General features: G+C 71.2%; 12 protein-coding genes. 6 read left to right on the forward strand and 6 right to left on the reverse strand.

The annotated features are described in order from the left end of the window. Window positions 1-167: 167 nt before the first annotated feature. Genes FCN18_RS17070 through FCN18_RS40175 form a run of 3 tightly spaced genes read left to right on the forward strand, consistent with a single transcriptional unit; the run spans window position 168 to window position 2,810 of the window. On the forward strand, window positions 168-1,847 hold the full coding sequence (locus FCN18_RS17070; protein ID WP_137095583.1) for an AMP-binding protein: 1,680 nt from the start codon (window positions 168-170) through the stop codon (window positions 1,845-1,847). Continuing rightward, entirely contained in the window at window positions 1,840-2,709 is an 870-nt protein-coding gene (locus tag FCN18_RS17075; protein WP_137095584.1) for an SMP-30/gluconolactonase/LRE family protein, read from the forward strand. The genes FCN18_RS17070 and FCN18_RS17075 overlap by 8 nt, the downstream gene beginning before the upstream one ends. 2 nt (window positions 2,710-2,711) lie before the next feature. Then, complete coding sequence (locus tag FCN18_RS40175) at window positions 2,712-2,810, forward strand: acyl-CoA dehydrogenase family protein (RefSeq protein WP_137095585.1); 99 nt, start codon at window positions 2,712-2,714, stop codon at window positions 2,808-2,810. Between the two features lie 567 nt (window positions 2,811-3,377). On the opposite strand, the gene FCN18_RS17085 is transcribed toward FCN18_RS40175, so the two are convergent. The 6 genes from FCN18_RS17085 to FCN18_RS17110 form a co-directional block, all read right to left on the reverse strand. Then, window positions 3,378-4,760: a UbiD family decarboxylase gene (locus FCN18_RS17085; RefSeq protein ID WP_137095586.1), complete on the reverse strand. Its 1,383-nt coding sequence runs from the start codon at window positions 4,758-4,760 to the stop codon at window positions 3,378-3,380. 9 nt (window positions 4,761-4,769) lie between these two features. Next, entirely contained in the window at window positions 4,770-6,029 is a 1,260-nt protein-coding gene (locus FCN18_RS17090) for an alpha-hydroxy acid oxidase (RefSeq protein WP_112273830.1), read from the reverse strand. Next, window positions 6,026-7,681, reverse strand: coding sequence for a thiamine pyrophosphate-dependent enzyme (locus tag FCN18_RS17095; RefSeq protein WP_137095587.1), 1,656 nt, complete (start codon window positions 7,679-7,681; stop codon window positions 6,026-6,028). Before FCN18_RS17095 ends, FCN18_RS17090 begins: the two co-directional genes overlap by 4 nt. Then, a complete protein-coding gene (locus FCN18_RS17100; protein WP_137095588.1) occupies window positions 7,678-9,090 on the reverse strand; it encodes a sodium:solute symporter family protein in 1,413 nt (470 codons plus the stop codon). The genes FCN18_RS17095 and FCN18_RS17100 overlap by 4 nt, the downstream gene beginning before the upstream one ends. A 51-nt stretch (window positions 9,091-9,141) precedes the next feature. After that, on the reverse strand, window positions 9,142-10,299 hold the full coding sequence (locus tag FCN18_RS17105) for a mandelate racemase/muconate lactonizing enzyme family protein (RefSeq protein ID WP_206077921.1): 1,158 nt from the start codon (window positions 10,297-10,299) through the stop codon (window positions 9,142-9,144). A 96-nt stretch (window positions 10,300-10,395) separates the two neighbouring features. Continuing rightward, window positions 10,396-10,992, reverse strand: coding sequence for a PadR family transcriptional regulator (locus FCN18_RS17110; protein WP_112273824.1), 597 nt, complete (start codon window positions 10,990-10,992; stop codon window positions 10,396-10,398). 110 nt (window positions 10,993-11,102) lie between these two features. Between FCN18_RS17110 and FCN18_RS17115 the strand changes: the two genes are divergently transcribed. The 3 genes from FCN18_RS17115 to FCN18_RS17125 are packed head-to-tail and all read left to right on the forward strand — an operon-like array spanning window position 11,103 to window position 15,849. Continuing rightward, window positions 11,103-12,653 carry an AMP-binding protein gene (locus FCN18_RS17115; protein WP_137095589.1) on the forward strand — a complete coding sequence of 517 codons (1,551 nt, stop codon included), beginning with the start codon at window positions 11,103-11,105 and terminating at the stop codon, window positions 12,651-12,653. Continuing rightward, window positions 12,650-15,067 carry a xanthine dehydrogenase family protein molybdopterin-binding subunit gene (locus FCN18_RS17120; RefSeq protein WP_137095590.1) on the forward strand — a complete coding sequence of 806 codons (2,418 nt, stop codon included), beginning with the start codon at window positions 12,650-12,652 and terminating at the stop codon, window positions 15,065-15,067. The genes FCN18_RS17115 and FCN18_RS17120 overlap by 4 nt, the downstream gene beginning before the upstream one ends. A gap of 2 nt (window positions 15,068-15,069) precedes the next feature. Further along, window positions 15,070-15,849 (forward strand): enoyl-CoA hydratase/isomerase family protein, encoded by a 780-nt coding sequence (locus FCN18_RS17125; RefSeq protein WP_113642875.1) that lies wholly within the window; start codon window positions 15,070-15,072, stop codon window positions 15,847-15,849. Window positions 15,850-15,853: the final 4 nt, after the last annotated feature.

Raw genomic sequence — 15,853 nt, forward strand, 5'->3', positions numbered from 1 at the left:
AAAGAACACTGGTGTAACTACGGCTCCGTCGGGCGAGTCGAGTACCCGTTCGCTCCATCGCCCGCCACCGTAGGTGACCGCTGCTGGCGCTCACCGCCCCGCGCGGCCGACTTCGAACGAATCGAAGGCCGTGCTACCGGGGACCGCGAGGAGTACGGTTTCCGCAGGTGCGCCGGGAGGGGCTCCTTGACACCAACGTCGGCGACATCGCCGAAGCCGTGGGCCTGCGCAAGGCGACCTTCTACCACTACGTGAAGAGCAAGGCGCAGATCCTGGTGTGGATCCACGACGACACTACGGGTCCGTTGTTGGAACGGCTGGAGAAGGACATCGCCAACGGCATCGAACCTCGTGAAGGCTTGCGTCATGTCGCCGCCGACGGCAGCGCCACCTTCGCCGGCTTGCTCGGGGCATGCGAGCGGATGGCCGCCGGTTACGCGGCCGCGGGCCTGCGGCCGGGGGGACGGGTGGGCGTGCTGATGCCCAACGGGCTGCGCTGGCTCACCGCGACCCTCGGCGCGCACCTCGCCGGTCTGGTCGCGGTCCCGGTCAACACCTGGTACCGCTCCTCCGAATACGCCTACGTGATCGAGCGGGCCGGGCTGCGCGCCGTCGTCACCGACGACAAGCTGTTCGGCCGCGACGTCCTCGCCGACCTGGCCCAGGCCGGGTACGGCGAGCTCTACGGCGAATCCCGCCGCGACTACCTCGGCGCGCTCACCTGGCCCGCCGGCGCCGAGCTGCCCCCGGCGCTGCCCGCCGGCCCGCCCGTCGACGTGCCGGTCGGCCCCGGCGACCTCGCGGCGATCCTGTTCACCAGCGGCAGCACGGCGAAACCCAAACCGGTCCCGCTGCGCCACGGCCCGCTGGTCGCCAACCCTCGCGAGATCGGCCGCCGCCAGCACCTGCGCCCCGGCGACCGGCTGTGGATCTCGGCGCCGTTCTTCTTCGGCTACGGTACGGCCAACGCCCTGCCCGTCGCCCTCACCCACGCCACCACGCTCTGCCTGCAGGAACGGCTCGACGGCGACGAGGCGCTGGCCTTCATCGAGCGTGAGCGCTGCACCGTCTACTACGGACTCGCGCCGACCACCCGCGCGCTGCTGTCCGCGCCGTCGTTCGGCAAGCGCGACATCTCGTCGCTGCGCACCGGCACCTGCGGGTTCACCGCGGAGGACAAACGGCTGGTGATCGAGGAACTCGGCGTCAGCCAGGTCTGCAGCATGTACGGGCTCACCGAGGGCTACGGCCACTCCGCGGTCAGCGACGCCTTCGACCCCGTCGACGCCAAACTCCAGACGTGCGGCACCGCGTTGCCCACCCAGCGCATCCGGATCGTGGACGACGCCGGTGCGCCGTGCCCGGCCGGGGTCACCGGCGAGATCGAGCTGTCCGGCGCGGTCATCGACGGCTACCTCGACGCGCCGGAACTGGACGCCGACGCGTTCCGCGACGGCTGGTTCCGCACCGGCGACCTCGGGCGGCTCGACGAGTACGGCCGGCTCCACTTCGCCGGGCGGCGCAAGGAGATGATGAAGGTAAGGGGGATCAACATCGCCCCCGCGGAGGTCGAGGACATCCTCATCAGCCACCCGGCGGTCGACCAGGCCTTCGTCATGGGCGTGCCAGGCGATGCGGGCGAGGAGGTGATGGCCTGCGTGCTGGTGTCGCGCGACCCCGGCACCGACCGGGAGGGCCTCATCGCGGACGTGACCGCCCACATCCGCGCCCGCGCCGCCAGCTACAAGGTGCCCGGCCGGTTCCTGCTGATGGCCGCGGCCGATCTGCCGCTCACCGACACCGGCAAGGTCAGCAAGCTCAAGCTCCGCGAGGTGTTCGATGCCTGACATCCGGTTGCTCACCAGCGGGGTCGGCTTCACCGAAGGTCCCTTGTGGACCAGCGACGGCCGCCTGCTCGTGACCAGCGTGTCCCGCGGCCAGGTCCTCGAACTCGACCACCGCACCGGCACCGTGGTGCGCCGCGTCGAGACCGGCGGGGGCCCCAACGGGCTCGCCGAGGACGAGCACGGCCGGGTGTGGGTCGCCCAGAACGGGGGATCGGTGCGGCGGAGCAGCTCGCACCGCCCGGCCGCCGCGGGACTGCAGACGCTGCTCGGCGGCACGGTCCTGGACGCGCTCACCACCGGGGTGCGCGCACCCAACGACCTGGTCCGCGGCCCGGACGGGCGGATCTGGTTCACCGACCCGGGCAGCCCCCACGAGGAGGGCCCCGGCCAGCTGTTCGCCTACGACCCGCGGGACGGCCGGCTCGAGGTGATGGCCGACGGGATCGGCTTCCCCAACGGGCTGGCCTTCGACCTCGACGGAACCCGCCTGATCGTCGCCGCCACCCGCGAACGCCGTCTGCTCGGCTACACCTGGGACGGGGCGTCCCTGCGCTTCGATGGCGTCCTCGCCGCGCTTCCCGGCGGGCCGGACGGCCTGGCGTTCGACTCCGACGGACGGCTCTACGCGGCCCTGCCCGACGCCGACCGGATCGCGGTACTCGACGCCGATGGCACACCACGTGCCCCGATTCGCTTTCCGGACGGCACCTTTCCGACCAACCTCTGCTTCGCGGGCCCGGCCCGCGACACACTCGTCGTTACGGCGGCCAAGGGCGGCCGGGTGCTCGCTCTCGACGGCGTCGCCACCGGACCCCGGCACCTCGTGCCGTCACCCACCACCGCGAGGACACACCCTGCCTGAGCTTGACCACCGAAGAGCAGTTCATCGTCGGCACCGTTCGAGACTTCGTGGACCGCGAGGTCCGGCCGGTGACGCGGGATCTGGAGGACGACAACACCTAGCCGGAGAAGCTCATCGAGACGATGAAGGTCTTCCTCCGCCACCAAAGCGGAGTGCCCAAGGATGCTCGTCCCGGTGTGCTGGGAACAGCACCGCGGGCGCGGGGACGACAGCGTGGCCCCTGCACGAGTTGCGAGCGGGAGCGGCGGAGGAAGCTCCCGGCTTTACTTCAACACCGCTGTAGCCAAGGCACGCTCACCACGGGCGCGGAGCTTACATCCCACAGATGGTGGATCGGGTCTCCCTGTTGCTGATGCGGCCAAGTCGCAGGGAGCCATGGCTGCGCTGGTAGCAGCATCTGGAAATGGTCCGTTCGGTCTCTTGTCCAATGACTGGCTATGCCCATTGGGCGAAGGTCGGACGAATGTTGAGCGTTCTTCGATTCTGGTGTCCTCTGTTAGCGCGGAAACACGATACGAATGACGCTAGAGAAGAAGGCCTCCATCCGCCCCGGCCTCAACAACCCACCACGCGGACAGCCGAAGAAGTCCACCGTGATGGAGATCGCGCTGTCCTCGCCCCGGAGCGGCGCGTCCTGCTGTGGAGCACCGGTGCCCTGCCCGCGGAACTCAGCGCACCGCGTCGCGCCACGATGCCGGTGCGGGGCTCGTCAGCGCCCCGATGTCCAGGTCGTCCACACCCGGTACGCGGATGCGCAGGAAGCGCATGGGTTCGGCCCCGGCCGGGACGGTGGCGTCGAAGCCGAGCCGCGCGCCGACCCCGTCGACCGTGGAAGGGTCCAGTTTGGACCCTTGGGTGCCCTGCACGACGACGAGGTCGCGGTCGGCCTGGAACCGTGTCGCCACCGCCCACTCGACCTCCGTCGGGTCAGTGACGTCGACATCGGCGTCCACCACGGTCACGTGCTTGACGTCGTAGTGCACGGCCAGTGCGGCGAGCAGGACGTTCTTCGCCTCGCCCGGCGCTGGACCGTCGACCTGCACGTACAGGTGGTACCGGCACGTGCCGCCGAGGGAAAGGTGCACGCCGGTGACGCACGGGAAATTGCGGCGCAGCTCGGAGAGGAACGAGCCTTCCCTCGGGATGCAGCCGAGCAGCAGGTGCTCCCTGCCGCCGCCGACGATGGTGTGGAACAGCGGGTCCCGGCGGTGGGTGACGGTGCTCAGCGCGATCACGTGCCGATCGGCGCGCTGCCCGTAGTACTGCGGGAACTCGCCGAACGGGCCTTCCGGCTCGCGGACGTCGGCCAGCAACTTGCCCTCCAGCACGATCTCGGCGTCGGCTGGCACCATGATGTTGCTGTCGAGGCAACGCACCACGGGCAGCGGTTCACCGCGGAGCGCTCCGGAGATCTCCAGCTCGTCCTGTCCGAGCGGCACCGCGGCCTGCGAGGCCATGAGGGTGAGCGGGTCGGCGCCGATCACGATCGCCACGTCGAGGTCTTCGCCGAGGCGTTCGCGGTTACGGAAGAACGCGAGGGTGTGCCGGGGCAGCAGCAGCGCGCCGAGCCGGTCGGGTCCGCTGACCTGGAGCCGGTGGATCGAGACGTTCTGTGTGCCCGTCTCACGGTCACGGGTGATCAGCAGTCCCGCCGTGAGGTAGGCGCCGTGGTCGTGCTCGTTGTGGGTGGGCAGGGGCAGCAGCCGGGCGAGGTCCACGTCGGTGTGCACGACCTCCTGGCACGCGCCGTCGGTGACCGGCGCCGACGGCACCGGTTCCCGGCACGCCTGCTGGAAGCGGCCCACGAGGTCGGGCTCGGCTACTCCGGCGGCCTCGGCCATCCAGCCGCGCTGGGACAGCAGTCCCGAAACCACCGGCACCGGATGCCCGCCCGGCTTCGGGAACAGGGTGGCCTGGGTCCCGTCGAGCCGGTTGGCGATACCGGCGACGCCGAAGCGGAGATCGACTCCGCGCTCGGCGAGCGCGAGCCGTCCGGTTTCCTGCAGCCTGTCGAGCCATGTGCGCAACCGCGCACCAGGTGGAAGTGCCATGCTGTCCTCTCAGCCGAAGTTCCATGCGGTGGGATGACGGATGTCGAGTTCGCGCAGCCCTTTCGGGCCCGCGACGCCGGACTGGCCGAGCGCGGTGCGCAGCTCCTCGGTGAGCAGCGCGGCAACGTGGTCGGAGCCGGTCCTGCCCGCGGCAGCGAGCCCGAGCAGGAAGGCCCGCCCGCAGAACACCGCGTCGGCACCGAGCGCCAGCGCCTTCGCCGCGTCCAGTCCGGAGCGGATCCCGCTGTCGAAGAGCACCGTCGCGGCAGAGCCGACCGCGCGGGTGATGGCGGGCAGCACGTCGATCGCCGCAGGCGCGGCGTCGGACTGCCTGCCGCCGTGGTTGGACACGAGCACGCCGTCTGCGCCCGCCTGCAGCGCGCGCTCGGCGTCCCCGGGATGCAGCAGGCCCTTGATCACCAGTGCCCGTGGCCACGCCTGGCGCAGCTCGGCGATCTCGGACCAGGTGAACCCGCCACGCAACCCGCCCTGTACGAAGCCGGCGACCTCGTCGAGCGTGGGCGAGGCGCCCACGTAGCGGCCCATGTTGGCGAACACGGGAACGCGGCTGCGCAGCGCGGCGAGCGACCAGCCGGGCGCGCTCGCCACCTGCAGCGCCGTCGAGAACGATGGGCGGAAGGGCACGACGAGGCCGTGCCGCAGGTCCCTTGGCCGCTTGGACCGCACGGGCGCGTCGACGGCGACGACGAGTGCCTCGGCTCCCGCGTCGGCGGCGCGGCGCACCAGGTCGAAGGTGACGCGGTGGTGCTCGGCGGGCAGGCCGTAGAGCTGGAACCAGGTGCGGCCGGGGGCGCGGGCGACGACCTCCTCGATGGACGCGGACGCCAGCGTGCCGGTGATGTAGGGGATGCTCGCGCGCGCGGCGGTGGCCGCGAGGTGCCGGGTCGCGTCCGGCCAGGCGAGCCCGTCGAGCCCGGCGGGGGCGATGCCGACCGGGCTCGCGTAGGTCTGGCCGAACAGGGTCGTCTCGGTGCCGACGGCTGGCAGCTCGCCGTAGCGAGGGACGATCTCGATCCCGTCGAGCGCGGCCCGGTTGCGCCGCACGCCGAGATCGTCGCCGGTGCCGCCGGCCACGAAGTCGTAGGCGAACCTGGGCAGCCGCCTGCGGGCGGCGCGTTCGACGTCGCTGAGCGAGGGCAGCCGCCGCTTCAGCGTGGCCTCCCTGCCGACGCCGCTGCCGGGCCCCCAGGCCGCGCCGCGCCGCCGCCGCAGCCGGACGGTCAGTGCTCGGGGAGTCTCGTCGCTCATGCCATCCTCTCGCGTAGGTCTCCGATGGTGTTCCAGACCGAGATCTGCCCGGGGTCGGTCACGATCTCCACGACGGCAGGGCGGCCCGCGCCCAGCGCGGCCTCCAGCGCGGCCTCCAGCGCGGCGGGGAAATCCGCGTCGGCGGCGACCCTGGCGCCGAAGGCGCCGAACGCGCACGCCAGCTCCACGAGGTCCGGGTTGCCGAGTTCCGAGCCGATGACGCGGCCGGGATACCGGCGTTCCTGATGCATCCTGATCGAGCCGTACATGTTGTTGTTGAAGACGAGAGATACCAGCGGCAGGCGCAGCCGGACCGCGGTCTCCAGCTCCTGGACCGTCATGAGGAAGCCGCCGTCGCCGGACACCGACACGACGGTGCGGTCCGGATCGGCGAGCTTCGCTCCGATCGCGGCGGGCAGCGCGTAGCCCATCGCCCCGGAGGCCGCCCCGACGTAGGTGCGGGCCAGCGGGAACCGGAAGAACGTGTGGAGCCAGCCCGCGAAGTTGCCGGCGTCGTTGGTCACCACGGCATCGGGCGGCAGTCCCGCGCGCAGCGCGCGGACGATCTGCCGGTTGTCGACGTGCCCGCCGTTCTCGGCGGGGTCCACTGTGGTCACCCGCCGGTACACCCGTTGACGTTCGTCCGCCCAGCCGGGATCGCGGCGTTCTCCCGGCTTGCCCAGCGCCCGCAATGTGGCGAGCGCGTCGGCGTGCACGGCGAGCTCGACCGGGTAGGCCTTGCCGAGCTGGCCCGGCTCGATGTCGACCTGCACGATGCGCTGGCCCGCGGCAGGGGCGGTGTAGCCCTGCGTGGTGATCTCGCCGAGCCGCGTGCCGAGCGCGACGACGAGGTCGGCCTCGCGCACCGTCGCGACCAGTTCGGGATGGGTGCCCATCTGCAGGTGACCGGCGTAGCGCGGGTGTTCGTTGGGGAACACGTCGTGGCGCCGCCACGCCGCGACCACCGGAACCTCCCATGCCTCGGCGAAGGCGACGAGGTCGTCCTCGGCCCCGCTGAGCTTCACCCCCGCCCCGGCGATCACCACGGGCCGCGCGGCGCCGAGCAGCAGCTTCCGCACCGCGGTGACATCCTCGGGCGAGGGTGCGGGGCGCGTGCCGGCTCGGGGGAGTGCGGGCGCGGCGGCGGTCTCGTGGTCGAGAACGTCCTCCGGCAGCGACAGCACCACGGGCCCAGGGCGGCCGGTGCGGGCGAGTGTCAGTGCGCGCGCCACCGCGGGCGGAACCCGGTGCGGATCGGACTCCTCGACGGCGTGTTTCGCGACCGGGCCGAGGAACGCGGGCAGATCGGTCTCCTGGAAACCTTCCCTGCCCCGGTGGCGCGAATGGAGCTGACCCACGAGCACCAGCATCGCGGTGGAGTTCTCGCGCGCGGTGTGCACACCGATCGACAGGTTTGCCGCGCCAACTGCCCTGCCGCCGAGCACCACGCCGATGCCGCCGCTCGCGGCGGCGTGCGCCTCGGCCATGAAAGCGGCGCCGCCCTCGTGCCGGGCGGGAACGAACGTGATCTCACCGTCGGCGTAGAGCGCGTCCAGCAGGGTCGTGAAGCTCTCTGACGGCACGCCGAACACGTGGCGCACGCCGTGCGCCTTGAGACTGGCGACGAGCTGCGTCGCGACGGTCGCGGTCATCGGGCGACCGGTTCCGTCGACGTGGCTTCGGCGGGTGCGTCGGCGCCACGGCGGCGGAACAGCTGGCTGAGCGTCATCACCACGATGGGTACCGTCACCGCCACGTAGGCCTCGTCGATGCCGAACGGACTGCCGGCGAGGAACCAGCCGATGGTCGCCACGAGCGCGATCATGATCGTCCACAGTGCACCGTTACGGGTGCCGTAACGCGGCGCGTAGAACATGAGCAGCACCAGCACGGCGAGGGTGGCGCGCAGTGCCTTGGCGAGGAACGTCACCGCGAGCACGTCGGAGGCGTAGAGCGCGAGCACGATCGGCAGCAGCCCGGTCACGCCCGCCGCGACGCGGATGAACACCAGGTTCCTGCGCTCGTCCGCCTTCGGGTTGAAGTAGGGCTGGTAGAAGTCCTTGAACAGCAGGGTCGACGCGCCGATCGAGAGGGCCGCGATGGTGCCGAACATCGCACCGGCGAGCCCCGCCACGACGACACCGGCGAGCAGCGGGTCGAGGTCCACGATCAGCGAAGGCAGCGCCTGAATGCTGTCGATGTGCGGGAACAACACCGCCGTGCACACGCCGATGAACGCTGCCAGGAACCCGTAGCAGATGAGGAACAGCGACGAGTAGAAGCCGGCGCGCTGGGCCTTGACGCTGTCGCCGACCGTGGTGATGGCCTGCACGATGTACTGGGTCGCGAAGGTCGCCCCGACACCGGCGAGCATCCAGGCGAAGATCTGGGAGAGGCCGACGCCGTCGAGGGAGAACATGCCGGGTGGCAGCTTGGCGGTGAGCTCGCCGAGGCCGCCGACGCGGGTCGTGGCGACCACCACGAGCACGACGATGCCGACCAGCATGACGATGGCGTGCAGCAGGTTCGTGTAGACGACCGAGCGCATGCCGCCCACGCTGACGTACGCGGTCGCGAGTACGCCCACGAGTGCGATGGCGAAGGACTTGTCGATGTCGAGCAGGCTGGCCAGGACGGCGCCGCCGCTGGCATAGACGGAGACGGAGACGATGAGCAGGGCGCAGATCATCACGAGCGACGTCGCGACGCGGACGCGGTTTCCGAAGTGGCTGGCGAGTGCGCCGGAGATCGTGATCTCGCCCAGTTTCCGGTACTTGCGGGCGAGCAGGAGTGAGAACAGGATGAATCCGACGCCGAGGGAGACGACGTTCCAGGCCGCCGAGATCCCGGACTCGTATGCGGCCTGCGCCGTCCCCACGCTGGCGGTGGTCCCGATGAACTCCGATCCCATGAGGAAGCCGATCACCACCGCGGGGAACACCTTACCGCCGCTGGCGAACGAGCTGGACGTCCGTGCGGACCGGCCGGACAGGAAGCTGATGGCGGCCAGTATCGCGATGTAACCGCCGACGATGAGTAGTACTAGCCACGCTGACTGCATGGATTCCTCCGGTGTCGCGTCGTTGCAACGAATGGGGACCGAGTGGGGGCCTCAGCGGAAGCCGGGCCCGTCGAGAAGGGGGTGCGCTGCCAGGAACTCCTCGTCGATGTCGACGCCGGTGCCCGGTGCGTCCAGCGGCCGTACGGTCCCGTCCTGGCCTGGGATGAACGGGGCAGAGGTGAGGTCGGTATGCAGCGCCGCGTTCGCCGACACGTCGGCCTCGAAGTAGCCCGCGTTGTCGATCGCGGCGAGGAAATGCACGGTGGCGGCCATGTTCACCCCGGTGCTCGCCGTGTGCGGGTGCACCGGCAGGTGCCACGCCGAGGCCAGCGCCGCCACCCGCAGTGCCTCGGTCAGGCCGCCCACTTTGGACAGATCAGGCTGGAGCACGCGGATGCTGCCTGCGCGCACGAGCTCGGCGAACTCGTAGCGGGTGAAATGGTTCTCGCCTGCGGCCAGCGCCACCGCGCCGCGACGAGCCAGCTCGGCGTAGCCCTCGGGGTCGTTACGGGGCAACGGTTCCTCCAGCCACCCGACATCGTGTTCGGCTAGCACGGGGAGCACCGCCAGCGCCTGTTCCCGTGTGTAGGCGGTGTTGGCGTCGGTGAGGATGGTTGTGTCCGGGTGGGCCTCGCGGACGGCCGCGACGCGCTCGGCGTCGACACCGGGGCCGTCACCGACGCGCAGCTTCACGGCACGGAACCCGCGCTCGCGAAGGCGATGCACCTCGTCGGTGAGCGCCGCCGGCGGCTGGTAGCCGAGCGCGACCCCGCCCGCGTAGGCGGGGATCGCGCGCGGGGCTCCGCCGAGGAGCCGGTGCAGTGGCCAGCCCGCCGCCTTGGCGCGGATGTCCCACAGCGCGAGGTCGATGCCGCTCATCGCGATGGCCGCGGCGGTGCCGAGACCGAGCCCACGCAGCTGTGCGCTGGCGAGCGTGCCGCCCGCCCCGGTGACGTCGGCGGCGTCGGCGCCGGTGAGCAGCGGCGCGAGCGCGGTGTTGATCAGGTGCGCCACGGTGCCCGGCGCGCGGCCGTGGTGCGACTCGCCCCAGCCGGTGATCCCGGCCTCGGTCTGCACACGCACCAGCACCGCGTCGCGCTTGACCGAGCGGCCGAAGCCGAGGTCCACCTGGGCGTGCGGCGGGGTGGGCACGGAGACACCGAACGCGGTCACCTCCGTGATGCGCAGGTCGTCGCCGGGCAGCCCCATCGCTCGTCCTCTCTGGTGGTAGCGGTCGTAGATGACCCTGCGACCGGGGCTCGTTCGCGGCAATGCGCAAAGCGTGATGGCAACGATAGGGACCGGCTATGTCGCCTTGCGCGCCCTGCGCCGCGCCGCCTCCCGCGCCGGGGGCGCCGGGAACTCACCGCGTTCGACCCGGCCGGCCACATCGCGCCAGAAGTCCAGGGCGGCGCGTTCCATGCCGAGCCCGAGTTCGAGGGTCACCATGCGGCTGGCGACATCGTCGATGTCGCTGTAGCGCTTCTGCATGGACTCGTACTCGGCGATCCGGCGTTCGTGCTGCTCGATCTGCCCCGAGGCCAGGCGCGCGACATCGGCGGGGGTGGCCAGCTCGTTGAAGAACAACTTGATCTCGGCGACGTCGCGCAGCTCGAAATGCGCGTTCACCGGTTCGCTGAGCCAGTTCCGCAGGGCGGTCTCACCTTCGCCGGTGATCGTGTAGAGCTTGCGCCTGCGCCCGTGTTGCTCTTCCTCGAGCTCCAGCAGGCCGGCGTGCTCGAGCCGCTTCGGCTCCGAGTACAGCTGCGCGTGCGGGAAGCTCCAGAAGTATCCGACGGAGCGGCCGATTGCGCGTTTGAGGTCGTAGGGCGTCGACGGACCGCGCAGGGCGATCATGCCGAGGACCACGTAGGACGTCGTGGACAGCCGGACGCTTGACATGCCCCGAAGGCTATCGTACGTTCTGGACAGTCTGAAACGGACGATTTCAATCAGATGATCGTCGACTGGTTCCCCTTCCCGTCCCCGAACTGTTGCAACGGAGAGCAGTCATGGATCTGGGCACAGCGCTGCGCTGGACCGCCGAGCGATATCCGGATCGCCGCGCCGTCGGTGGCCCCGAGCCCCTCAGCTACGCGGAATGGGACGACCGCACTGACCGGCTCGCCCGCGCGCTGGCCGAGCAGGGTGTGAGTCCCGGCGACCGGGTGGTGCTCGTGCTGTCCGGCGGGCTTGCGCTGGCCAGCCTGCACCTGGCCGCGCAGAAGCTCGGCGCCGTGTCGGTGCCGCTGTCGTTCCGGTTCGGCCCCGAGGAACTCGCCTACTGCGTCGCCGACGCCGCTCCTGTGCTGGTGATCCACGACGAGGCCAACGAGCGGCTGGTGACGGCCGCGCTGGACGCCGTGCCCGGGGTGCCGCGCCTCCGCTCGGGTCCGGGTGCGGGAACGATCGAGCAGCTCGCCGAACGCGGCGGCGCGGGCACGCCGCGGATCGCGGCCGATCCGGCCGCGACCAGCGTCATGCTCTACACCTCGGGAACCACCGGCAGGCCCAAGGGCGTCCCCCGCAGCCACTCCGCCGAGCACTACGCCGCGCTGGCTCACCTCATCCAGAGTGGACAGTCCTACTTCGACACCACACTCGGTGTCATGCCGCTGTTCCACACCATGGGCATGCGCACGCTGCTCGCGACGGTGCTCTCGGCGGGCACGTGGGTGCCACAGGCGCGGTTCGACGCGGACGAGGCGCTGGAGCTGATCACCCGCGAGCGCGTGAGCTGCCTCTACCTGGTGCCCACGATCTACTGGTCGCTGCTGCACACCGGCAGGCTCGGCGAGGCCACGTCGGTGGACAAGCTCGCCTACGCCGGCGCCGCCATGACCACAGCGCTGGCCGAGCGGCTGACGGAGACCCTGCGGCCGTCGCGGTTCGTCAACCACTTCGGCAGCACCGAGATCTACACATTCACGATCGGTCCCGACGTCCGCGCCAAGCCCGGTAGCGCGGGCAGGGCCGGGGTGTTCTCCCGCGTCCGGCTCGTCGCACCCGAGCCCGGTGCGAGCCCCGGGGACCTGGTCGCGCCGGGAGAGCAAGGGCAGCTCGCCGTGTCGATGTCGGGTCCCGAGGCGTTCGCCGGGTACTGGTACCGCCCCGACGCCGACGCCAGGTCGATCCGGGACGGCTGGTACTTCCCCGGCGACCTCGCCGTGGCCGACGAGGACGGCGACCTGTGGGTCGCCGGCCGCGTCGACGACATGATCAACTCCGGCGGCGAGAACATCTACCCCGACGAGATCGAGGACGCGCTCGTGCGCTGCCCCGTCGTGCGCGAGGTGGTCGTCGCGGGCACGGCCGACGACCGCTGGGGCCAGGCCGTCACCGCGTTCTTCGTGCCCGAGCCGGGAACCGAGCCCTCGAGAGCTGTCGAGGCGCTGTCGGAGTTCGCGCGGGACGGCGCGGGCCTTCCCTCCCTGAAACGGCCCAAACGCGTCGTCGCCGTCACCGAGATCCCGAAGTCGGCAGTGGGCAAGATCCTGCGCCGCGAGCTTGGAGCGGGGCACTACGAGGTGCTCGCCGAACACGACCTGCAGGAGCGGACATGACGCGCACCACCGCCAGGATCGAGGACCCGGCGCTGCTCACCGGCCGCGGCCGGTTCCTCGACGACCTCGACCCCTTCGCGGGCACGCTCACGGCCGCGATCGTGCGCAGCCCGCACCCGCACGCGCGGATCCGCGGCGTGGACCTCTCCCGCGCGCGCAGGCATCCCGGTGTCGCTGCCGTGGTCGGGCCCGAGGAGGTGGCCGCCGAGCTCAAGCCCTTCCCGCTGGCGGTGAAGACCCCGATGCCGTACTACCCGACGGCGGTGGACAAGGCGCGGTTCGTCGGCGAGCCGGTGGCGATCGTCGTCGCGGCGGACCGCTATGCCGCCGAGGACGCCGCGGAACTGGTGGACGTCGACTACGAGCCGCTGCCGCCCGTCGTGGAGATCGACGACGCGCTCGAGCCGGACGCGCCGCTGCTGCACGACACCGCCGACAGCAACGTCGCCACCGACCGCACGTTCACCTTCGGCGACGTGGACGAAGTCTTTGCCGGCGCCGACCGCGTCGTCGTCGGCGAGTACGACTTTCCGCGCTACTCGTCGACGCCGATGGAGTGCTACTCGGTGGTGGCCGAGTGGCAGGACGAGGCAGACGGGCCAGCGATCGAGGCGTGGGCCAACTTTCACGGACCGTTCTCGATGGTCGCCGTGCTGGCCGGGGCGTTCGGCCTGCCCGCGTCACGGATCCGGCTGCGCATCCCCGCGGACAACGGCGGCAGCTTCGGCATCAAGGCCGGGATCTACCCCTACGTCGCGCTGCTCGCGCTGGCCAGCAAGCACGCGGGAAGGCCGGTGCGCTGGACCGAGGACCGGGTGGAGCACCTGCTGGGCAGCTCGGCCGGTTCCGACCGCAGGATGCGCTTCGAGGCCGCCGTCTCGGCCGACGGTCGCGTGCGGGGCCTGCGCGCGGACCTGGTCGACAACGTGGGCGGCTACCTGCGCCCGCCCGAGCCGAGCACGCTCTACCGCTGCTTCGGCAACATCACGGGGGCATACCGGATCGACGCCGTGTCCATCCGGTCCCGCGCGGTGGTCACCAACAAGACGCCCACGGGCCTCAACCGGGGGTTCGGCGGGCAGCAGCTCTACTTCGGCCTCGAACGGCTCATGGACGAGATCGCGCTGCGCTGTGACCTCGACCCGGGGGAGCTGCGCAGGCGCAACTTCGTCCGCGGCGCCGACTTCCCCTACGCGACGCCGACTGGAGGCATCTACGATTCCGGCGACTACCACGCGGCCCTGGACATGCTGCTGAAGAACGCCGACTACCAGGCGTTGCGGCAGGAGCAGGCGAGGGCCCGCGAGCGGGGCGAGTACCTGGGCATCGGGCTCGCCACGATCGTCGACCCCTCGGCCACCAACATCGGCTACGTCGGGCTCGCCACGCCCGCCGAGCAGCGGGCGAAGGGCCGCGGCAAGTCCGGCTCCACCGAGCACGTGCGGATCTCCGTCGACCCGAACGGGTTGGTGTCGGTGCTGCTCGGCACCGTACCCCAGGGCCAGGGCCACGCGACGGTGGCGCAGCAGGTGGTCTCGGACGCACTCGGCCTGCCGCGCGAGCAGGTGCGGCCCGTCGTGGAGATGGACACCGCCACCACCCCGTGGACGATCAGTTCGGGCAGCTACTCGTCGCGCTTCGCGCCGCTGCTCACCAGCGCGCTCGTGGAGGCGAGCGAACGGCTCGCGGAGACCATCAAGATCGCGGGCGCGACCCTGCTCGGCGCCGACGCCTCCGCCGTCGAGCTCGCCGAGGGGGCGGTGCGGCTGCGCGAGGACCCCGCGCGGTCGGTGCCGTTCCGGCACGCCGCGGGCGTCGTGCACTGGGACCCGGGTTCGCTGCCGCCCGGCGTGCCCGCGCGGCTCTACGAGGAGGCCGCGTTCACGCCGCCCGAGTCGAAGGCGCCGAGCCGGACGGACCAGATCAACTCCAGCCTGTGCTACGGATTCGTCGCCGAACTCGCCGTGGTGCGCATCGACGCCGAGACCCGCGAGGTGCGGCTGGAGCAGGTGTTCACCGTCCACGACGCGGGCACGATCCTGAACCCGGTGCTGCTGGAGGGACAGGTGCACGGCGCGCTGGCCCACGCGCTCGGCGGCGCGCTGTACGAGGAGATGCGCTACTCCGAGGCGGGACAGCCCATCGCCACGTTCATGGACTACCTGTGCCCCACCTCGGCGGAGACGACCTACGCGCTCGACAGCGACCACCTGGAGACGCCGTCACCGCTGACCAGGCTCGGCGCCAAGGGATGCGGCGAGGGCAGCTGCATGAGCCTGCCCGTCGCCATCGCCAACGCGGTCGCCGACGCGCTGCGCCCCGAGGGCGTGGAGATCACGAGCCTGCCCCTGCACGGCAACGTCGTGCACCAGCTGCTGGAAAGCGGCGCACTCACCACGGAAAGGAAGAACTGAGCATGGCACTCACCGGAGGCGAGATCCGGCTGGAGCGCGGTCACGACGGCCGTGTCGCCTACCTGACGCTCGACCACGGCAAGTTCAACATCATCACCTGGGAGACGCGGCAGGTGATGGCCGACCGCTTCGCCGAGATCGACGCCGACGACGACGTCCAGGTCGTGGTGATCCGGGGCGAGGGCGAGCACTTCTCCTCGGGCGGTGACATCCCCGGCTTCATGGAGGTCGACCCGATCGACTTCACCGACCTCGGGCACAACGTGACCGCACCGGCGCGCAGCCCCAAGCCGGTGATCACCGCCGTCGACGGCTACTGCTTCGGCGTCGGCCTGGAGCTCGCGCTGTCCACCGACATCCGCGTGTGCACCGAGCGCAGCGAGTTCGCCCTGCCCGAGATGCGGCTCGGCATGATCCCCGGCTCCGGCGGAACCCAGCGGCTCGCGCGGCTCATCGGCCTTTCCAGGGCCAAGTACCACATCATGACCGCGAGCAGGATCAAGGCGCGGCAGGCCGGAGACTGGGGCCTCGTGGCCAACGTCGTGCCCGACCGGGCGGCGCTGGACGCCGAGGTGGAGCGCGTCGTCGGCGTGCTGCTCGGCTTCTCGCCGCTGGCCGCGCGCACCGCCAAGGAGGTGCTCGACAAGGGCGTCGACGCCCCGCTCTACTCCGGCATCGAGCTGGAGCGCAAGGCGTACTCGATGCTGCGCTCCAGCAAGGACTTCGCCGAGGGCGTCGCCGCGTTCACCGAGAAGCGCGCGCCGAAGTTTCAGGGCCGGTGACCAG

Source organism: Prauserella endophytica, from assembly GCF_005146945.1.
GTDB lineage: Bacteria > Actinomycetota > Actinomycetes > Mycobacteriales > Pseudonocardiaceae > Prauserella_A > Prauserella_A endophytica.

What these genes read in the sequence shown, in the direction of transcription:
- FCN18_RS17075 (WP_137095584.1), top strand. Translation starts at nt 1,840, where the DNA reads ATGCCTGACATCCGGTTGCTCACCAGCGGGGTCGGCTTCACCGAAGGT.
- FCN18_RS17085 (WP_137095586.1), bottom strand. Translation starts at nt 4,760, where the DNA reads ATGGCACTTCCACCTGGTGCGCGGTTGCGCACATGGCTCGACAGGCTG.
- FCN18_RS17090 (WP_112273830.1), bottom strand. Translation starts at nt 6,029, where the DNA reads ATGAGCGACGAGACTCCCCGAGCACTGACCGTCCGGCTGCGGCGGCGG.
- FCN18_RS17095 (WP_137095587.1), bottom strand. Translation starts at nt 7,681, where the DNA reads ATGACCGCGACCGTCGCGACGCAGCTCGTCGCCAGTCTCAAGGCGCAC.
- FCN18_RS17100 (WP_137095588.1), bottom strand. Translation starts at nt 9,090, where the DNA reads ATGCAGTCAGCGTGGCTAGTACTACTCATCGTCGGCGGTTACATCGCG.
- FCN18_RS17105 (WP_206077921.1), bottom strand. Translation starts at nt 10,299, where the DNA reads ATGGGGCTGCCCGGCGACGACCTGCGCATCACGGAGGTGACCGCGTTC.
- FCN18_RS17110 (WP_112273824.1), bottom strand. Translation starts at nt 10,992, where the DNA reads ATGTCAAGCGTCCGGCTGTCCACGACGTCCTACGTGGTCCTCGGCATG.
- FCN18_RS17115 (WP_137095589.1), top strand. Translation starts at nt 11,103, where the DNA reads ATGGATCTGGGCACAGCGCTGCGCTGGACCGCCGAGCGATATCCGGAT.
- FCN18_RS17120 (WP_137095590.1), top strand. Translation starts at nt 12,650, where the DNA reads ATGACGCGCACCACCGCCAGGATCGAGGACCCGGCGCTGCTCACCGGC.
- FCN18_RS17125 (WP_113642875.1), top strand. Translation starts at nt 15,070, where the DNA reads ATGGCACTCACCGGAGGCGAGATCCGGCTGGAGCGCGGTCACGACGGC.